Annotated in this window: 17 protein-coding genes; 10 read left to right on the forward strand and 7 right to left on the reverse strand. The window is 42.4% G+C overall.

The window, feature by feature from the left end:
• Positions 1 to 22: 22 nt before the first annotated feature.
• The 8 genes from atpE to F887_RS16915 all read left to right on the forward strand — a co-directional run bounded on the left by atpE (position 23) and on the right by F887_RS16915 (position 6,372).
• Positions 23 to 268 carry a F0F1 ATP synthase subunit C gene (gene atpE / locus F887_RS16950; protein WP_000424060.1) on the forward strand — a complete coding sequence of 82 codons (246 nt, stop codon included), beginning with the start codon at positions 23 to 25 and terminating at the stop codon, positions 266 to 268.
• 39 nt (positions 269 to 307) lie between these two features.
• Positions 308 to 778: a F0F1 ATP synthase subunit B gene (locus tag F887_RS16945; RefSeq protein ID WP_004801977.1), complete on the forward strand. Its 471-nt coding sequence runs from the start codon at positions 308 to 310 to the stop codon at positions 776 to 778.
• Between the two features lie 11 nt (positions 779 to 789).
• On the forward strand, positions 790 to 1,326 hold the full coding sequence (locus F887_RS16940; RefSeq protein WP_005291031.1) for a F0F1 ATP synthase subunit delta: 537 nt from the start codon (positions 790 to 792) through the stop codon (positions 1,324 to 1,326).
• Positions 1,327 to 1,368: 42 nt separating this feature from the next.
• Positions 1,369 to 2,913, forward strand: coding sequence for a F0F1 ATP synthase subunit alpha (gene atpA, locus F887_RS16935; RefSeq protein ID WP_005186634.1), 1,545 nt, complete (start codon positions 1,369 to 1,371; stop codon positions 2,911 to 2,913).
• An 89-nt stretch (positions 2,914 to 3,002) separates the two neighbouring features.
• Positions 3,003 to 3,872 (forward strand): F0F1 ATP synthase subunit gamma, encoded by an 870-nt coding sequence (gene atpG / locus F887_RS16930; protein ID WP_005291036.1) that lies wholly within the window; start codon positions 3,003 to 3,005, stop codon positions 3,870 to 3,872.
• A 27-nt stretch (positions 3,873 to 3,899) separates the two neighbouring features.
• A complete protein-coding gene (atpD, locus tag F887_RS16925) occupies positions 3,900 to 5,294 on the forward strand; it encodes a F0F1 ATP synthase subunit beta (protein ID WP_004801985.1) in 1,395 nt (464 codons plus the stop codon).
• 27 nt (positions 5,295 to 5,321) lie between these two features.
• Positions 5,322 to 5,741, forward strand: a complete 420-nt coding sequence (locus tag F887_RS16920) for a F0F1 ATP synthase subunit epsilon (RefSeq protein ID WP_005291039.1) — start codon at positions 5,322 to 5,324, stop codon at positions 5,739 to 5,741.
• Between the two features lie 145 nt (positions 5,742 to 5,886).
• The gene (locus tag F887_RS16915; protein WP_005291041.1) at positions 5,887 to 6,372 is read left to right on the forward strand and encodes a DUF2846 domain-containing protein; all 486 of its coding nucleotides are present in this window, start codon (positions 5,887 to 5,889) and stop codon (positions 6,370 to 6,372) included.
• 87 nt (positions 6,373 to 6,459) lie between these two features.
• Here F887_RS16915 and F887_RS16910 read toward each other — a convergent pair whose 3' ends face one another.
• The 5 genes from F887_RS16910 to F887_RS16890 all read right to left on the reverse strand — a co-directional run bounded on the left by F887_RS16910 (position 6,460) and on the right by F887_RS16890 (position 11,401).
• Positions 6,460 to 7,065, reverse strand: a complete 606-nt coding sequence (locus F887_RS16910) for a hypothetical protein (RefSeq protein ID WP_005291044.1) — start codon at positions 7,063 to 7,065, stop codon at positions 6,460 to 6,462.
• A gap of 172 nt (positions 7,066 to 7,237) precedes the next feature.
• Positions 7,238 to 7,783 (reverse strand): glutathione peroxidase, encoded by a 546-nt coding sequence (locus F887_RS16905; RefSeq protein ID WP_005291047.1) that lies wholly within the window; start codon positions 7,781 to 7,783, stop codon positions 7,238 to 7,240.
• A 117-nt stretch (positions 7,784 to 7,900) separates the two neighbouring features.
• Complete coding sequence (locus tag F887_RS16900) at positions 7,901 to 8,674, reverse strand: AraC family transcriptional regulator (RefSeq protein ID WP_005291053.1); 774 nt, start codon at positions 8,672 to 8,674, stop codon at positions 7,901 to 7,903.
• A gap of 14 nt (positions 8,675 to 8,688) precedes the next feature.
• Positions 8,689 to 9,903, reverse strand: a complete 1,215-nt coding sequence (locus tag F887_RS16895) for an MFS transporter (RefSeq protein ID WP_005291055.1) — start codon at positions 9,901 to 9,903, stop codon at positions 8,689 to 8,691.
• Between the two features lie 274 nt (positions 9,904 to 10,177).
• A complete protein-coding gene (locus F887_RS16890; RefSeq protein WP_005291059.1) occupies positions 10,178 to 11,401 on the reverse strand; it encodes an MFS transporter in 1,224 nt (407 codons plus the stop codon).
• 138 nt (positions 11,402 to 11,539) lie between these two features.
• Here F887_RS16890 and F887_RS16885 point away from each other — a divergent pair, with 138 nt between their 5' ends.
• Positions 11,540 to 12,193: a TetR/AcrR family transcriptional regulator gene (locus F887_RS16885; RefSeq protein WP_416201957.1), complete on the forward strand. Its 654-nt coding sequence runs from the start codon at positions 11,540 to 11,542 to the stop codon at positions 12,191 to 12,193.
• A gap of 103 nt (positions 12,194 to 12,296) precedes the next feature.
• Entirely contained in the window at positions 12,297 to 13,217 is a 921-nt protein-coding gene (locus F887_RS16880) for a DMT family transporter (RefSeq protein ID WP_032863041.1), read from the forward strand.
• A gap of 394 nt (positions 13,218 to 13,611) precedes the next feature.
• Here the strand turns inward: F887_RS16880 and F887_RS16875 are convergent, their stop codons facing one another.
• Positions 13,612 to 14,181, reverse strand: a complete 570-nt coding sequence (locus F887_RS16875; RefSeq protein ID WP_005291067.1) for an L-threonylcarbamoyladenylate synthase type 1 TsaC — start codon at positions 14,179 to 14,181, stop codon at positions 13,612 to 13,614.
• 36 nt (positions 14,182 to 14,217) lie between these two features.
• Positions 14,218 to 15,348 carry a DNA-processing protein DprA gene (dprA, locus tag F887_RS16870; RefSeq protein WP_005291069.1) on the reverse strand — a complete coding sequence of 377 codons (1,131 nt, stop codon included), beginning with the start codon at positions 15,346 to 15,348 and terminating at the stop codon, positions 14,218 to 14,220.
• Positions 15,349 to 15,356 lie beyond the last annotated feature (8 nt).

Below are 15,356 nucleotides of genomic sequence, written 5' to 3' on the forward strand. Positions count from 1 at the left end.
CCTAACCTCTGAGGAATTTTTCATGGAACTCACTTTAGGTCTAGTTGCAATTGCATCTGCTATCTTGATCGCTTTCGGTGCTTTAGGTACTGCGATTGGTTTTGGTCTTTTAGGCGGTCGCTTCTTAGAAGCTGTTGCTCGTCAACCAGAATTGGCTCCACAACTTCAAACTCGTATGTTCTTAATTGCGGGTCTTCTTGATGCTGTGCCTATGATCGGTGTTGGTATTGGCTTGTTCTTCATCTTCGCTAATCCATTTGTAGGTTAATAGCTTAATTCCTAAATCCACATATTGAGGAATAGCGAAATGAATATCAACCTCACATTGATTGGCCAAGCAATTGCATTTGCGATCTTTGTCGCATTCTGCATGAAGTTTGTTTGGCCTCCACTAATCAATGCGATTAGTGAGCGTCAGCGTAAAATCGCTGATGGCTTAAACGCTGCTGAAAAAGCAAAAGCTGACCTTGCTGATGCGCAAGCACAAGTTAAGGCAGAATTAGACGCAGCGAAAGCACAAGCGGCTCAATTGATCGAACAAGCGAACCGTCGTTCAGCACAATTGATCGAAGAAGCGCGTACCCAAGCATCTGCTGAAGGTGAGCGTATTCGTCAACAGGCGAAAGAAACTGTTGATCAAGACATCAATTCTGCTCGCGAAGAATTACGTCAACAAGTTGCTGCTTTGGCAGTTGCTGGTGCAGAGAAAATTCTGAACCAACAAGTTGACGCAGAAGCTCATAATGCCATGCTGAATCAGCTGGCTGCTAAACTTTAAGCGAGGCGAATATGGCTGAACTCTTGACGTTAGCACGCCCGTATGCCAAAGCAGCATTTGCTTATGCTTCTGAGCAAGGTGCAACTGACAATTGGTCGAATGCATTACAACTGCTCAGTGCTGCGGTGCAAGATGAAGCATTTTCCGCTTATTTAAATCGCCCTGAGCTGACTCCTGCGGAACAAGTAGGTCTTTTTGCTAAAGTTTTAGGTGAAGATCAAACTGCATCAGTGTCTAACTTTTTGACATTGCTTGCGGATAACGATCGTTTAGTTTTATTGCCTGAAATCGCAGCAGAATACGAACTACTTAAATCGCAGAACAACAACACATTGGAAGTAGAGATTGAATCTGCTTTTCCAATCGATGCGACACAAGAGCATATTTTAGCTCATGCGCTTGAAAAACGTTTTAACAGAACAGTTCATGTCACTGTTAACGTTAATCCAGCGTTGATCGCAGGTGTTGTGATTCGTGCAGGCGACCAAGTGATAGATGACTCTGCGCTTAACAAGCTTGAAAAAATGCGGACTCGTCTTCTTGCGTAATAGCAAAAAGACTGAACTTAAAAAAGATTGAGGAATAGCGCAATGCAACAACTGAATCCATCCGAGATCAGTGCGCTCATTAAACAGCGTATCGGCGATCTGGACACCAGCGCGACCGCGAAGAATGAAGGTACCATCGTCATGGTATCTGACGGTATCGTGCGCATTCACGGTCTTGCAGATGCAATGTACGGTGAGATGATCGAATTCGACGGCGGCTTATTTGGTATGGCACTGAACCTAGAACAGGATTCAGTGGGTGCCGTTGTTTTAGGTAACTACCTAAGCCTTCAAGAAGGTCAAAAAGCTCGTTGTACAGGTCGTGTATTAGAAGTTCCGGTTGGTCCTGAACTTCTTGGCCGTGTCGTAGATGCTTTGGGTAACCCAATTGATGGTAAAGGCCCAATTGATGCAAAATTAACTGATGCTGTTGAAAAAGTAGCACCAGGCGTAATTTGGCGTCAGTCTGTCGACGAACCTGTTCAAACTGGTTATAAATCAGTTGATACCATGATCCCTGTAGGTCGTGGTCAGCGTGAGTTGATCATTGGTGACCGTCAAACTGGTAAAACAGCAATGGCGATCGATGCGATCATCGCTCAGAAACATTCTGGCATTAAATGTGTATACGTTGCGATTGGTCAAAAACAATCAACAATTGCAAACGTTGTACGTAAGCTAGAAGAAACTGGCGCTATGGCGTATACAACTGTTGTCGCAGCTGCGGCCGCTGATCCTGCAGCAATGCAGTATTTAGCTCCGTACTCTGGCTGTACAATGGGTGAATACTTCCGTGATCGTGGTGAAGACGCGTTAATTATTTATGATGATTTGTCTAAGCAAGCTGTTGCTTACCGTCAAATTTCATTACTTTTACGTCGTCCACCAGGTCGTGAAGCGTATCCAGGTGACGTATTCTATCTTCACTCGCGTCTTCTTGAACGTGCTTCGCGCGTTTCAGCTGATTATGTTGAGAAATTCACGAACGGTGCAGTAACTGGTCAAACTGGTTCTTTAACTGCGTTACCGATCATTGAAACTCAAGCTGGTGACGTATCTGCATTCGTACCAACCAACGTAATTTCGATTACTGACGGTCAGATCTTCTTAGAAACATCATTATTCAACGCAGGTATTCGTCCTGCTGTGAACGCGGGTATCTCTGTATCGCGTGTTGGTGGTTCTGCGCAAACTAAGATCATCAAAAAATTGTCTGGTGGTATCCGTACCGCTTTAGCGCAATACCGTGAATTGGCTGCGTTTGCTCAGTTCGCTTCGGATCTTGATGAAGCAACTCGTAAGCAACTTGAGCATGGTCAACGTGTAACTGAGTTAATGAAGCAAAAACAATATGCTCCTTACTCAATTGCTGACCAAGCTGTTTCTGTTTATGCATCTAACGAAGGCTATATGGCTGACGTAGAAGTGAAGAAAATCGTAGACTTTGATGCTGCGTTAATTTCTTACTTCCGTTCTGAACAAGCTGCGTTAATGCAACAGATCGATGAAACTGGTGATTACAACAAAGACATCGAAGCAGCAATCAAATCAGGTATTGAAAGCTTCAAAGCGACTCAAACTTACTAATTTTAGCAATAGCTAGAACTTTAGTTAAGTTTGGTTCACGGATCAACCTTCGGAAGCTCGCAAGAGCTTTCGAATACTAGGTTAAGCGTATGGCAAATTTAAAAGAAATTCGCGCCAAAGTAGCTAGTATCAAGAGCACGCAGAAGATTACTCGCGCGATGCAAATGGTAGCTGCTTCTAAAATGCGTCGTGCGCAAGAGCGCATGGCTCAGGGCCGTCCGTATGCCGATAATATGCGCCGTGTAATTGCTCACTTAGTCCAAGCAAACCCTGAATACAAACACCGTTATATGGTTGATCGCCCTGTTAAGCGCGTTGGCTATATTGTGGTGTCTTCAGATCGTGGCTTGGCTGGTGGCTTAAACATTAACTTGTTTAAGAAAGTTGTGCAGCATGTCAAAGTACAACAAGAGCAGTCAATTGAAGTTGAATTTGCTTTGATTGGTCAAAAAGCGGTTTCGTTTTTTAAGAGCTACGGCGGTAAAGTGCTCGGTGTGACCACTCAGTTGGGTGATACACCAAGTTTGGAACAGTTAACGGGCTCAGTGCAAATTATGCTTGATGCATTTGATAAGGGCGAATTAGATCGTATCTACCTCGTATCAAATGGCTTCATCAATGCAATGACACAACAGCCTAAAGTAGAACAACTCGTTCCTTTAGCACCAGCAGAAGAGAGTGATGACCTTAACCGTACTTATGGTTGGGATTACCTCTATGAACCAGAAGCAGAAGAATTGTTAAATGGTTTGTTGGTCCGCTATATCGAGTCTATGGTTTATCAAGGTGTGATTGAAAACATCGCCTGTGAGCAATCTGCACGTATGGTCGCTATGAAAGCAGCGACTGACAATGCAGGCGATCTCATCAAGAGCCTACAACTCATTTATAACAAGCTGCGTCAAGCCGCGATTACTCAGGAAATTTCCGAGATCGTTGGTGGTGCCGCTGCCGTTTAACATTATTTTTGAATTGAGGAGACAGCAATGAGTAGCGGTCGTATCATTCAGATCATCGGCGCGGTTATCGACGTCGAGTTTGAACGTAATAGCGTTCCTAAGATCTATGAAGCTCTCCAAGTTGATGGTACTGAAACGACTTTGGAAGTTCAGCAACAGCTTGGTGATGGTGTAGTTCGTACTATCGCAATGGGTTCTACAGAAGGCCTTAAACGCGGTCTTAACGTAACCAGCACAGGCGCACCAATTTCTGTTCCAGTCGGCCCAGCTACGCTTGGTCGTATTATGGACGTTTTGGGTCGCCCGATTGATGAAGCGGGTCCTGTAGCAACTGAAGAGCGTTTGCCGATTCACCGTCAAGCACCTTCTTATGCTGAACAAGCAGCTTCTACTGATCTTTTAGAAACTGGTATCAAAGTCATCGACTTACTTTGCCCGTTTGCGAAAGGTGGTAAAGTTGGTTTATTCGGTGGTGCGGGTGTTGGTAAAACCGTTAACATGATGGAGTTGATCAACAACATTGCGAAAGCACACTCAGGTTTATCTGTGTTTGCTGGTGTTGGTGAGCGTACTCGTGAAGGTAACGACTTCTATCACGAAATGAAAGATTCTAACGTTCTTGACAAAGTAGCAATGGTCTACGGTCAGATGAATGAGCCACCAGGTAACCGTTTACGCGTAGCGTTGACTGGTTTGACTATGGCTGAATATTTCCGTGATCAAAAAGACGAAAACGGTAAAGGTCGTGACGTATTATTATTCGTCGACAACATCTACCGTTATACACTTGCGGGTACTGAAGTATCAGCATTGTTAGGTCGTATGCCATCTGCAGTAGGTTACCAACCGACACTTGCAGAAGAAATGGGTGTTCTTCAAGAGCGTATTACGTCTACTAAATCTGGTTCGATCACATCGATCCAAGCAGTATACGTACCTGCCGATGACTTAACAGATCCATCGCCTGCGACAACGTTTGCTCACTTAGACGCAACAGTTGTATTGAGCCGTGACATCGCATCTTCTGGTATTTATCCAGCGATCGATCCACTTGACTCAACTTCACGTCAGTTAGATCCATTGGTTGTTGGTGCTGAGCATTATGAAATTGCACGTTCTGTACAGAACGTATTGCAACGTTATAAAGAGCTTAAAGACATCATCGCAATCTTGGGTATGGACGAGTTAGCAGAAGAAGATAAATTGGTTGTTTACCGTGCGCGTAAAATCCAACGTTTCTTCTCTCAACCGTTCCACGTAGCTGAAGTATTTACTGGTGCTCCTGGTAAATTAGTACCACTTAAAGAAACGATTCGTGGCTTTAAAGGTCTATTAGCTGGTGAATACGATCACATCCCAGAACAAGCGTTCTATATGGTTGGTGGTATTGACGAAGTGATTGCTAAAGCCGAGAAACTTTAATTAGCAACTCTAATTTAGGAGGTTCTCATGGCGACTATGCAATGTGATGTCGTAAGTGTTAAAGAGTCAATTTACTCTGGTACAGTAACGATGTTAATCGCTAAAGGTGCGGGTGGTGAGCTTGGTATTTTGCCAGGACACGCACCACTTGTAACCTTACTCCAACCTGGACCGATCCGTGTTCAGTTGGAAAATGGTACAGAAGAAATTGTTTATGTATCAGGCGGTGTGTTAGAAGTTCAGCCTCATGTTGTTACGGTTCTTGCAGATACTGCAATCCGTGCCGACAACTTGGATGAAGCTGCGATTGTAGAAGCTCGTAAACAAGCTGAACAATTGCTAGCAAATCAAAAGAGTGATTTGGACTCGGCTGCTGCTCTAGCTGCGCTTGCAGAAACTGCTGCTCAGTTAGAAACGATCCGTAAGATGAAGAACCGCGCATTGTAATTTGCAGGTTTGACATTCAAAAAAGCCACCGAAAGGTGGCTTTTTTTATGGAAATAAAAAGTTTAAATGTATTTAAATAGTTCTCATTATCATATAAATTTGTTGTGCTTATTTATATTATTGTAAAGTCCAAGGGAACTTAAAAATGCAATTTAAAATCGTTCTTCCACTTATTATTTCAAGTCTATTTGTTGGCTGTGCTTCTGTTCCAAAAGCTAACCCACAACTTTCACAGCAAGCAAAACAGTTATCCAATCCTGCTGATGGAAATGCCGCAATTTATGTTTATCGTTCAAATAGCGTGGTCGGCGGAGCAATCAAGAAAGATGTTTGGGTGGATGGTGAATGTTTAGGGGAGACCGCACGTGGCACATTCTTCTTAAAAGAAGTTACAGGTAATCAAGAACATACGATTTCTACTGAGTCTGAATTTTCACCAAACCATTTAGTCCTTAAGACTGAAGCGGGCAAACGTTATTTTATCCAGCAATTTATTAAACCAGGCGTATTTGTCGGTGGGGCAAATTTAAAACAAGTCGATACAACCACAGGTGAAAAGGCTGTGGCTGAATATCAACTCGCAGAATCTGGTAAATGCAGTAAAGCGACAATTTCACTTGATAAGAAATAACAGCAAAAGCCACCGAAAGGTGGCTTTTTTTATCTAAAGAATACATAAAATATCAAGTTTGAATCGTTGGGATAAAAACTGCCAAAATTAACTTGCGGGCTGTTCAGTCTCTGCTTTATTTCCCAAGACCAAAGTTGCCAATTTCACCATATCCATCTGAATGGTATTGAACTGCTTTTCAATCTTGGCAAAATCAATTTTTGAAAGATCGGTTTGACCATGCAACAACGGCATATTGAGTAATTGTTGATTTGCAGCCAATAAACTTTGGCGAATTTGATCCACTTCCGTACTTTTTAAATTGAGTGACAGCAAGGCATCATGTAAACCATTCAATTCTTGGCTGAGTGTAGTGGTGGTGCTTTGTAAAGTTTGGACATTTTTATCTTGAATCGCTTGTTCAAGGTTAGTTTGTGATTGTTTAAGCACAGTGACGTAGTCATCCGTCTCAATCTGTAATTTAGCGATATCACGGGCAATGTTTAACATATTGCCACGACTTAAGTTCTGAGTTTCTTGAACGGTCGTTGTGTCAGCTTGTTGATCTTCAGATGTTGTTGTTGATTGTTCCAACTCAGTTGTTTGTTCTGCCTGTTCATTGTCCTGTGGTGTTTGATCACAGCCCGTGAGCGTTAATGCTGTCGCAAGTGCTGAAGTAGAGAGAATGGCTTTGATAGAGAAATTTTCCATCATGGCTGAACGACACCAGATTATGAGAGGAAAATCACTATAATGAGAAAATATGGAGAAAAAAGTAATTTTTGCAATTCAGCAACAGTTTGATGAAAGTCGGGAAGGGAAGGACCTGCTTGGTTTGTAATAGAAAAGAACAGATGAACTGCTCTTTTCTATTGTTTGATCATGTTTATTTTGCTAATTCAGCTTCAATCGCGCTGACAATACGTTCATCATCCGCAGTAATGTCTGGTGCAAAACGCGCAACAACTTCACCGTTCTTATTCACCAAGAATTTTTCAAAATTCCATAACACTTCTGGTGGATTATTTGGCGTTAAACCATAATCAACCAGATCTTTCCACCATGGGCCTTCACCCTGACGTTCTGGAATCGCTTGGGTCAGGGTTTGATATAAGGCATGCTTATCCTCACCTGCAACCGAGATCTTGGCGAATAGTGGGAAATGGACGTCATAATTCAGCGAACAGAATTGTTGAATTTCATCGTTACTGCCTGGTTCTTGCTCTAAGAAGTTGTTCGCAGGGAAACCTAGAATTTCCAAGCCTTGATCTTTTTTGGCTTGATAGAGTTTTTCCAAACCTTCGTATTGTGGTGTTAAGCCACATTTTGATGCGACGTTAACGATTAGCAGTACTTTGCCTTGATATTGATCAAGATCAACATCTTGACCTTTAATGTCCTTTACGGGAATATGATAAACCGACTGGCTCATGGGATACGTCCTAATTTGTTGTTGTGACAAGACTTGTTTGTTTTAACTGCAATTGCGTCAGAGTGCAATCCTCTTCCTCTCAATCCATGCAAATAATGAGCAAAACCAATCCTTTGTTTAAAGCGCAGCATTTTTGAGTTGAATTGGGGTTTGTCCAGTATAGCGTTTAAAAAACTCAATAAAGCTAGAACTATGATGATAACCCAACGCAAAAGCCAACTGTTTAATGGTCATTCCTTGGCGAATTTGGCTGATCGCAAAAATAATTTTGGCTCGATTACGCCATTCAGACAGTGACAGTTGCAGCTCTTGCTGGCTCAGACGCAATACATGACGTTCACTGACAGAAAAGCCATGTAGAACTTGTTGTAGACTGGCATTAAATAAATTGGGGTCAGACAATTTTTCTAAGATTGGCGACAAAATTGGATGGGTCGTTTGTGGTAAATAATGTGAATAAGCTGGTGCTTGTTTGAGCTGATCGAATAAAACCTGCAGTAGATGCTCAAGATATTCAGGTGCAGCTTGATGTTTTTGCTGTTCTAGGATTTGCAGTACCAAAGCCCGGAAAAAAGGTTCAATACTAAAGCAACGACAGATATCACCTAAAAATGCACCAAAGTTAGGATGCAAGCGAATACAAATATAATGGATTTCATGCTCAACAGGTAGCGATTGGTGTTCAGTTCGTGGCGGCAGCCACAGCCCATAACTCGGTGGGGAAAGGTAATATTTTCCTTCAATATCAAATTCTAAAGTGCCATTTAAACTAAAATTGAAATCCCCCCAAAGTGAAGAATGTGGCGTGACAATATCATCTTTTTGATATAGAAATTCATGTACTTCGATACCATGTAAAAATGGGAATTGTTCAGTCGCAGCATGCTTCATTCAGGGGACTCATTTTAGTTTTCGTAACTCACTTTAGGATTGTTTAAGCCTTTGGCTAAAGTGAAGATGCTAATTAAAGCTAAGGCAACAAAGCTAATTACACCATAAATTAAGATATTTTCATTGAAATGATCAACTACGTAACCACCGAGTAATGATCCAGTTGCGATCATGACTTGGAACATGCCGACGAACAATGGCATACCTTTCTCTACGGCATGTGGTGCGTGTACAAACATCCAGATATTGGCTGAGGTTGGGAAAGCACCGAAAGCAAAGCCCCATAACGCGGTGAGGATAATTGCACCGAGTTCGTGAATTGCAAAGATCGGGAAGCCAAAGAACACAATGGCAAAACAGATTCCCACAAAGGCAAGGGTATAACGTACATTTAAATTACCGCTATAGCCTGCAAATGCATTACCAAAAATACCTGCAATACCATAAAGCAACAGCAGTGAACTAATGGTGGTGCCATCAAAGCCAGCGATATTTTTAAAGAAAGGTGCCAAGTAGCTATAGGCACAGAAGTGAGCTAGGCCGATGAGCAAGACAATCAGCATCCCGCTACGTGCTTTGGGTGTACGTAATAATGCAGGTAGATCGCGTAAATGAATAGCAGACTCAGGTTTCAGCTCAGGTAAGAAAATCACTTGTAGGATTAAAACTAGTAGTCCAATGACTGCGGTAATTCCAAAAGCACTGCGCCAGCCATAGAATTCACTCAACCATGTCCCGATTGGAACACCTAAAACAGTTGCAAATGTAACACCGGCCATCACAATCGCGGTGGCTTTGGCAATGGGTAAATGTGGTGGCGCAAGCTTGCCACTTAAGGCGATTGCAGTTGCCCAGAAACCACCGATTGAGATACCAAGGACTAAGCGGCTCAGCAGTAACACATTGAAGCTATCTGCAAAAGCAGTAATGGTATTGGCAATGACCATAATCGCGGTGAGGAGAATCAATACATAGCGACGATCTAGCTGCTTGACAGAGATCGGCAATAGTGGCGCAGCAATAGCAGCCATAACGCCTGGTAAAGTAATGATTAAACCCGCTGTACCGACGGAAATATTTAAGTCAGCTGCAACACTATTGAGTACGCCAACGGGTAAGAATTCACTGGTGACCAGTGCAAAAGCACCAATGGCAACAGCTAAAATCGCATACCAACTGCCTTGCGTGGTTTCGATGGGTCGTGCGTCTGAAGAGGTGGATTGTTCCATGTGAATATCCTGATTTGTCAGTAGGATGACAAAAGGGTGAAGAATAAATGAATTTTTATAACGATCGATATAAAATAAAATAGAGGATAAAAATTGCGACGTCAATTAATTTATTAACGATCGTTATGAAAATATATGTGACTCTTATGACAAATCAACATGAGTCTTTCGTGTCAGAGCTAGGGGGACGATTCTGAAAAAACAGCCGTCCCGAAGAGTTGAATAGGATAGAGCGCGCATGCTTTAGATAGAAAAATGATCTATTCAGTCGCCATTATGAGTTTTCATAACGGGTTTTAGGATTGTTCAAGCCACGCGCCAATGTAAAGATCAAGATGAGAGAACAGAGCACCAGAGGTAACATCGCAAAAAATAAGATTGTGCCATTAAAGTGATCGACAATAATCCCACCGAACATACTACCTAAAGCAATCAGGATTAAAAAAGTCAAGGTGACCATTGGCATCCCTTTTTCAACCGCTTCAGGTGCGTGCGTAAACATCCAGATATTTACCGCAGTTGGGATAATGCCATAAGCGAAGCCCCATAAAGCAGTTAACACAATGGCAAGCATGACATGCGTACCAAACAAGGGCAGAGTTAAAAATGCAAGGAAGAAGGCAATACCACTCACTGCAAATGTATAACGGATATTGATTTGCCCGAGGTAGCCCGCAAAAATGTTGCCAAAAATTCCTGCAATGCCATATACCAACAATAAACGGCTAATCAGATTGTCAGAGAAATCCATCTGATGTTTAAAAAAGGCAGAAAAATAACTATAAATGGCAAAGTGGGCAAAGCCCATAAAAATAAAAATAATAAGACCCTTACGGGCAGCGGGATGTTGCACCAGGATTGGAAGCTCTTTCCAACGCAGTGAAGAGGATGGTTTTAATGAGGGAAGGTACAGATATTGGAAGATAAACAGTAGCACGCCCAACAGTGCAATGACGGTAAAAGAAGTCTGCCAACCATTATATTGAGCCAGCCATGTTCCCATTGGGACACCCAATACACTGGCTAAAGTTACCCCAAAGGCCACCCATGCAGTCGCTTTGGCAATGGGTAAATGGGGTGGTGCAAGACGGCCACTCAAGGCGACAGCTGTTGCCCAAAAACCACCAATTGCGACACCCAAAATAATACGACCGATTAATAACGTGATGAAATTAGGTGCAAATGCGGTGAGCAAATTCGCAACAATCATCAACAGGGTTAAAATCAGCAGCAAAGAACGCCGATCAAGCGTCTTGGCAGAAATAGGAATAAGTACTGCGGCAAACATCCCGACGATTGCGGTTAAAGACACGGTTAGACCTGCTGTGCCAACTGAGATTTGAAAGTCCCGTGCGATTTCGTTGAGAACACCAACGGCAAGAAATTCACCCGTAACCATAGCAAAAGCGCTGAGAGTTACAGATAAAAGTGCAAACCAATTGCCTTGAGCGGGACTTGATTCAATGGGGAGTATCTCGGTTGAAGATGGGTTTTCCATATGAATTTCCTTATTTGTCATTAAGATGACAAAAGGGTGAAGAATAAATGAATTTTTTATAACGATCGATATAAAATAAAATAGTTGATAAAAGTTGCTGCGTCAATTAATTTAGTAATGATCGTTATGAAAATATTTGTGACTCTTATGACAAATGCACATGAGCCTCTGCCAACACCGAGTGATGACAGCTTGAAAAAAAAGCGTGGCCGTCCAAAGTGCTTTGACGAGCAACAGGCTTTGGAAAAAGCCATGTTGTTATTTTGGGAGCATGGTTATGAAGCCACATCGATCAGTGATTTAACGCAAGCGCTAGAGCTGACTGCACCGAGCTTATATAGTAGCTTTGGTGATAAAGCTGGGCTGTTTTATAAATGCATTGATTATTATTTGGCACATGAAGCTTGTCCGATTGTTCCTATTTTTTTAGAAGCCAAAACCGCTAAAGTTGCATTTGAGCTTTATTTATATGACAACGTTAAACGTTTGGCTCAACCCAATAAACCAGCAGGTTGTATGTTGGTTGTTGCGACCATGAGCTGTTCCGACAATGCACAGGCGGTACAACACAATATTCTGGAAAAACGTTTGCAGACCAAGCAAAAACTGTTTGAGCGTTTAGAGCAGGGAGTTACCAACGGTGATTTGTCAGCAACAGCGCCTTTACAGGAAATGACAGACTTCTATGCAACGGTTGTACAGGGCCTGACTATCCAAGCACGAGATGGCGCAACAGTGGAACAATTGCACAAAGTGGTTGAGCATGCCATGCGAGCTTGGGAGTTGTTCTAGACTGTGATGTCGTGACTGCGATATAAATGTCTGAAATACGATATTTCAATTATTTTGGACATCTTTCACAATACTCACATTGCCGAGATAGAGTGAGAAAATGATGGGTCAGTTGAGTAAGTACCAAAAATGGGCCTTCGTATTGCCCTTGATTGCGGTATTGATTTGGTCTTTGAATATTGCAGTGACACGCTATGTGGCGGACTACATTTCACCTGTCAGTATTAGTTTTTATCGTTGGTTGGTTGCCTTTCTTATTTTAACGCCGTTTATGTTGCCGAAAGTGTGGCAGCAGCGTGATTTGATTCGTCCATTCATTCCTAAATTAGCAGTACTCAGTGCTTTTGGGATGGTGTTGTACCAAGGTCTATCTTATACCGCTGCGCACTATACCACGGCGACCAATATGGGCATTGTGAATGCCTTTGTGCCAATTTTTACTATCTTTATTTCTTATTTTATTCTAAAAGATGCACCAAATCGCTTTGCTATTTTTGGCAGTTTATTATCCTTTGCTGGTTTGATTTATGTGATGAGTCAAGGCCACCTGTCTAACCTATTTGATCAGGGTGGGCATTGGGGCGATGCGGTGATGGTATTGGCCGTTGGTTTCTATGCTTTTTATGGCGTGTTTTTGAAGAAATGGCAATTACAGCTTCCTTTAATGAGCAGCTTGTATGTACAAATCGGTTTTGCGTTGTTGTATCACGTCCCATTCTTACTTTGGTTTGGCCTAGATGGAATTAATGCACAGAATGCAGCAAGTGTTCTCTATGCAGGCATGTTCCCTTCGCTGATCGCGCCGTTATTGTGGATGGTGGCAGTACAGGCGATTGGCCCAAACCGAACCAGTATTTTTATGAACTTAATGCCTGTATTCACTGCGATTATTGCTAGTTTTTGGTTGTCAGAGCACTGGACCATTTACCACACTATTGGGGGTCTAATGATCCTGATGGGGATTATTATGGCGCAGAAGAAAATCGTTAAAGCATCAGCTCCACTGGCTGAGTCTGCATCTTAAATGTGAAAATGGGTGGTGTGTTTGTTCAAAATAACAACAAACGCACCAAAAATATTTTTTTATGACTGTGCTTTCTATATGATTTGCAAATATATTTTTAAGATTTACTAAATTTATGATCAAAAAAAAGCTGAATAAAAATATCAATATAATTTTATTGAAAATAAGCAAGTGACAAAATTGGTACGCTTTTCACACTTTTTGTTAGATAAATAATATATTTGTATAAATGGGACGATTCCCTCATAATAGCAACCACAGCAAGATGATTCATTTTTAGAATGAATAAGTTGCTCACCAAATTTACGAACCCTCTGGATGTGATTATACACATCCTTTTTATGCTCAGTTATCCCTATATAACTGAGCTTTTTTTTGTCCGCTATTCACCTAATTAGGCACGAACAACTTCACCTGTCAGTGCATTCAAAATGCGACTTGGTTCTCGGCTCAATCCTAAAGCACCTTCGAGATAATTTAATTTATTGTCAAAATAACCTTGAGCATCTTCTAGGCTATGGGCAGGGGTGAGACCTGCGGGGTTCGCACTGGTAGAGACGATGAAGCCACCAAATTGTTGGCAGAGTTGCATACACAGAGGGTGCATAGTCACTCGAACTGCAACCAAAGGATGCTGGCCTTTAATCCATGTTGGGATGTATTGATCAACAGGGAGTAACCAAGTGGTGGCCCGCTCTGTCGGAAGACGGTTTGACCAACTGGCGATGACTTGCTGACGCAGATCAGCGTTTAAGCTTTGCAGTAAATGTTCGACTTGATCTAAATGTCCTGCCAATAAAATCACCCCTTTTTCAACGGGACGATGTTTTAGCTCTAAAATGTCTTGAAATGCTTGCTCATTAAATGGATCACAGCCTAATCCCCAGACGGCTTCTGTTGGATAAGCCAGAACTTGTCCTTGTTTTAAAAGTTGAGCTGCTTCAGAAATCGAGGAAGTAATCATGGGATGCATGTGAAAACAAGAGAGGGTGTGACTAGTTTAATGCATTGGGCGGCAACGTAAATAGCGTCCTGCCTGTTGCATGCATAAACCGAGTAATTCTAACTCCATCAATTGTGCAGTCAGTTCTGCAATTGGCATCGGGTGACGTTGGATCAACTGATCTAAGTCTTGTCCGACCCAATCTAAAACTTGATAAAGTGCAATCAGATGATTGGGCAGGCTTGGAGGGGAGGCGGGTGCTTGTTCGGTGGTGTGTTGCTGGGTTTGCCATTGCGTTGGTAATGCAAGATCTTCGATGACTTGTTCGGGATGATCGACCAGAATCGCACCTTCTCGAATCAGTTGATGACAGCCTTGATGATGCTCACTATAAATATGTCCAGGAATTGCGAACACCATTTTACCTTGTGTTGCCGCTTCATTGGCGGTGATGAGAGAACCACTTTTGAGTGCTGCTTCTACCACTAAGACACCGAGACTAAGACCACTGACAATGCGATTCCGCCTTGGAAAATGTTGTTGTAAGGGCATCGTGGTGGGGAGAAACTCGGTGACAATCGCACCAGATTGCACAATTTGTTGTGCCAGTTGAGTATGTTGTGATGGATAAACCGTATCCAAACCTGTACCCGTAACGGCAATTGTGCGCTGATGTGCCAATCCACCTTGATGTGCGGCTTGATCAATCCCATGTGCGAGTCCGCTACTAATATAAAAGCCTTTTTCACTTAGATAATAAGCAAAGTCATAGGCGACCTGCCGTCCATGTGGACTCGGTTTACGGCTGCCCACCATGGCAATTTGAGGTTGTAATAATGCCTGTGCCTGACCTTGTCCAAATAAAATCGGTGGACGATCTACATAAGGCAGCAGTTGAGTCGGGTAACCAATATCATCAGGCGTTAAAATAAAGTCGCTATGTTTGCAAATCAAATGAATCTGTTGTTCAAACTGTTGTTGACCTTGCTGCGTTTGGAATTCTGCTAAACGTTTTAAATGATTGGCATGTAAGCCAAGTTGAGACCATTCAGAGAAACGCTGTGGTAGCGTCGCTTGTTCACAATTGCCAAAATGTTGCTGAATTTTGGCAAAACTTGAGAGTGAATGTTGAACCAAGTACCACACCAACACCGTGTGATAGTGATGAGGCGATAGCTGATTCAACATAGGTAATT

The sequence above is a fragment of the Acinetobacter sp. NIPH 2100 genome, from assembly GCF_000369805.1.
Taxonomy (GTDB): Bacteria; Pseudomonadota; Gammaproteobacteria; order Pseudomonadales; family Moraxellaceae; genus Acinetobacter.

Coding starts and splice junctions, on each gene's coding strand:
- atpA (WP_005186634.1), top strand. CDS start 1,369: ATGCAACAACTGAATCCATCCGAGATCAGTGCGCTCATTAAACAGCGT.
- dprA (WP_005291069.1), bottom strand. CDS start 15,348: ATGTTGAATCAGCTATCGCCTCATCACTATCACACGGTGTTGGTGTGG.
- atpG (WP_005291036.1), top strand. CDS start 3,003: ATGGCAAATTTAAAAGAAATTCGCGCCAAAGTAGCTAGTATCAAGAGC.
- F887_RS16905 (WP_005291047.1), bottom strand. CDS start 7,783: ATGAGCCAGTCGGTTTATCATATTCCCGTAAAGGACATTAAAGGTCAA.
- atpD (WP_004801985.1), top strand. CDS start 3,900: ATGAGTAGCGGTCGTATCATTCAGATCATCGGCGCGGTTATCGACGTC.
- F887_RS16900 (WP_005291053.1), bottom strand. CDS start 8,674: ATGAAGCATGCTGCGACTGAACAATTCCCATTTTTACATGGTATCGAA.
- F887_RS16880 (WP_032863041.1), top strand. CDS start 12,297: ATGGGTCAGTTGAGTAAGTACCAAAAATGGGCCTTCGTATTGCCCTTG.
- F887_RS16940 (WP_005291031.1), top strand. CDS start 790: ATGGCTGAACTCTTGACGTTAGCACGCCCGTATGCCAAAGCAGCATTT.
- F887_RS16875 (WP_005291067.1), bottom strand. CDS start 14,181: ATGATTACTTCCTCGATTTCTGAAGCAGCTCAACTTTTAAAACAAGGA.
- F887_RS16945 (WP_004801977.1), top strand. CDS start 308: ATGAATATCAACCTCACATTGATTGGCCAAGCAATTGCATTTGCGATC.
- F887_RS16895 (WP_005291055.1), bottom strand. CDS start 9,903: ATGGAACAATCCACCTCTTCAGACGCACGACCCATCGAAACCACGCAA.
- atpE (WP_000424060.1), top strand. CDS start 23: ATGGAACTCACTTTAGGTCTAGTTGCAATTGCATCTGCTATCTTGATC.
- F887_RS16920 (WP_005291039.1), top strand. CDS start 5,322: ATGGCGACTATGCAATGTGATGTCGTAAGTGTTAAAGAGTCAATTTAC.
- F887_RS16910 (WP_005291044.1), bottom strand. CDS start 7,065: ATGATGGAAAATTTCTCTATCAAAGCCATTCTCTCTACTTCAGCACTT.
- F887_RS16890 (WP_005291059.1), bottom strand. CDS start 11,401: ATGGAAAACCCATCTTCAACCGAGATACTCCCCATTGAATCAAGTCCC.
- F887_RS16915 (WP_005291041.1), top strand. CDS start 5,887: ATGCAATTTAAAATCGTTCTTCCACTTATTATTTCAAGTCTATTTGTT.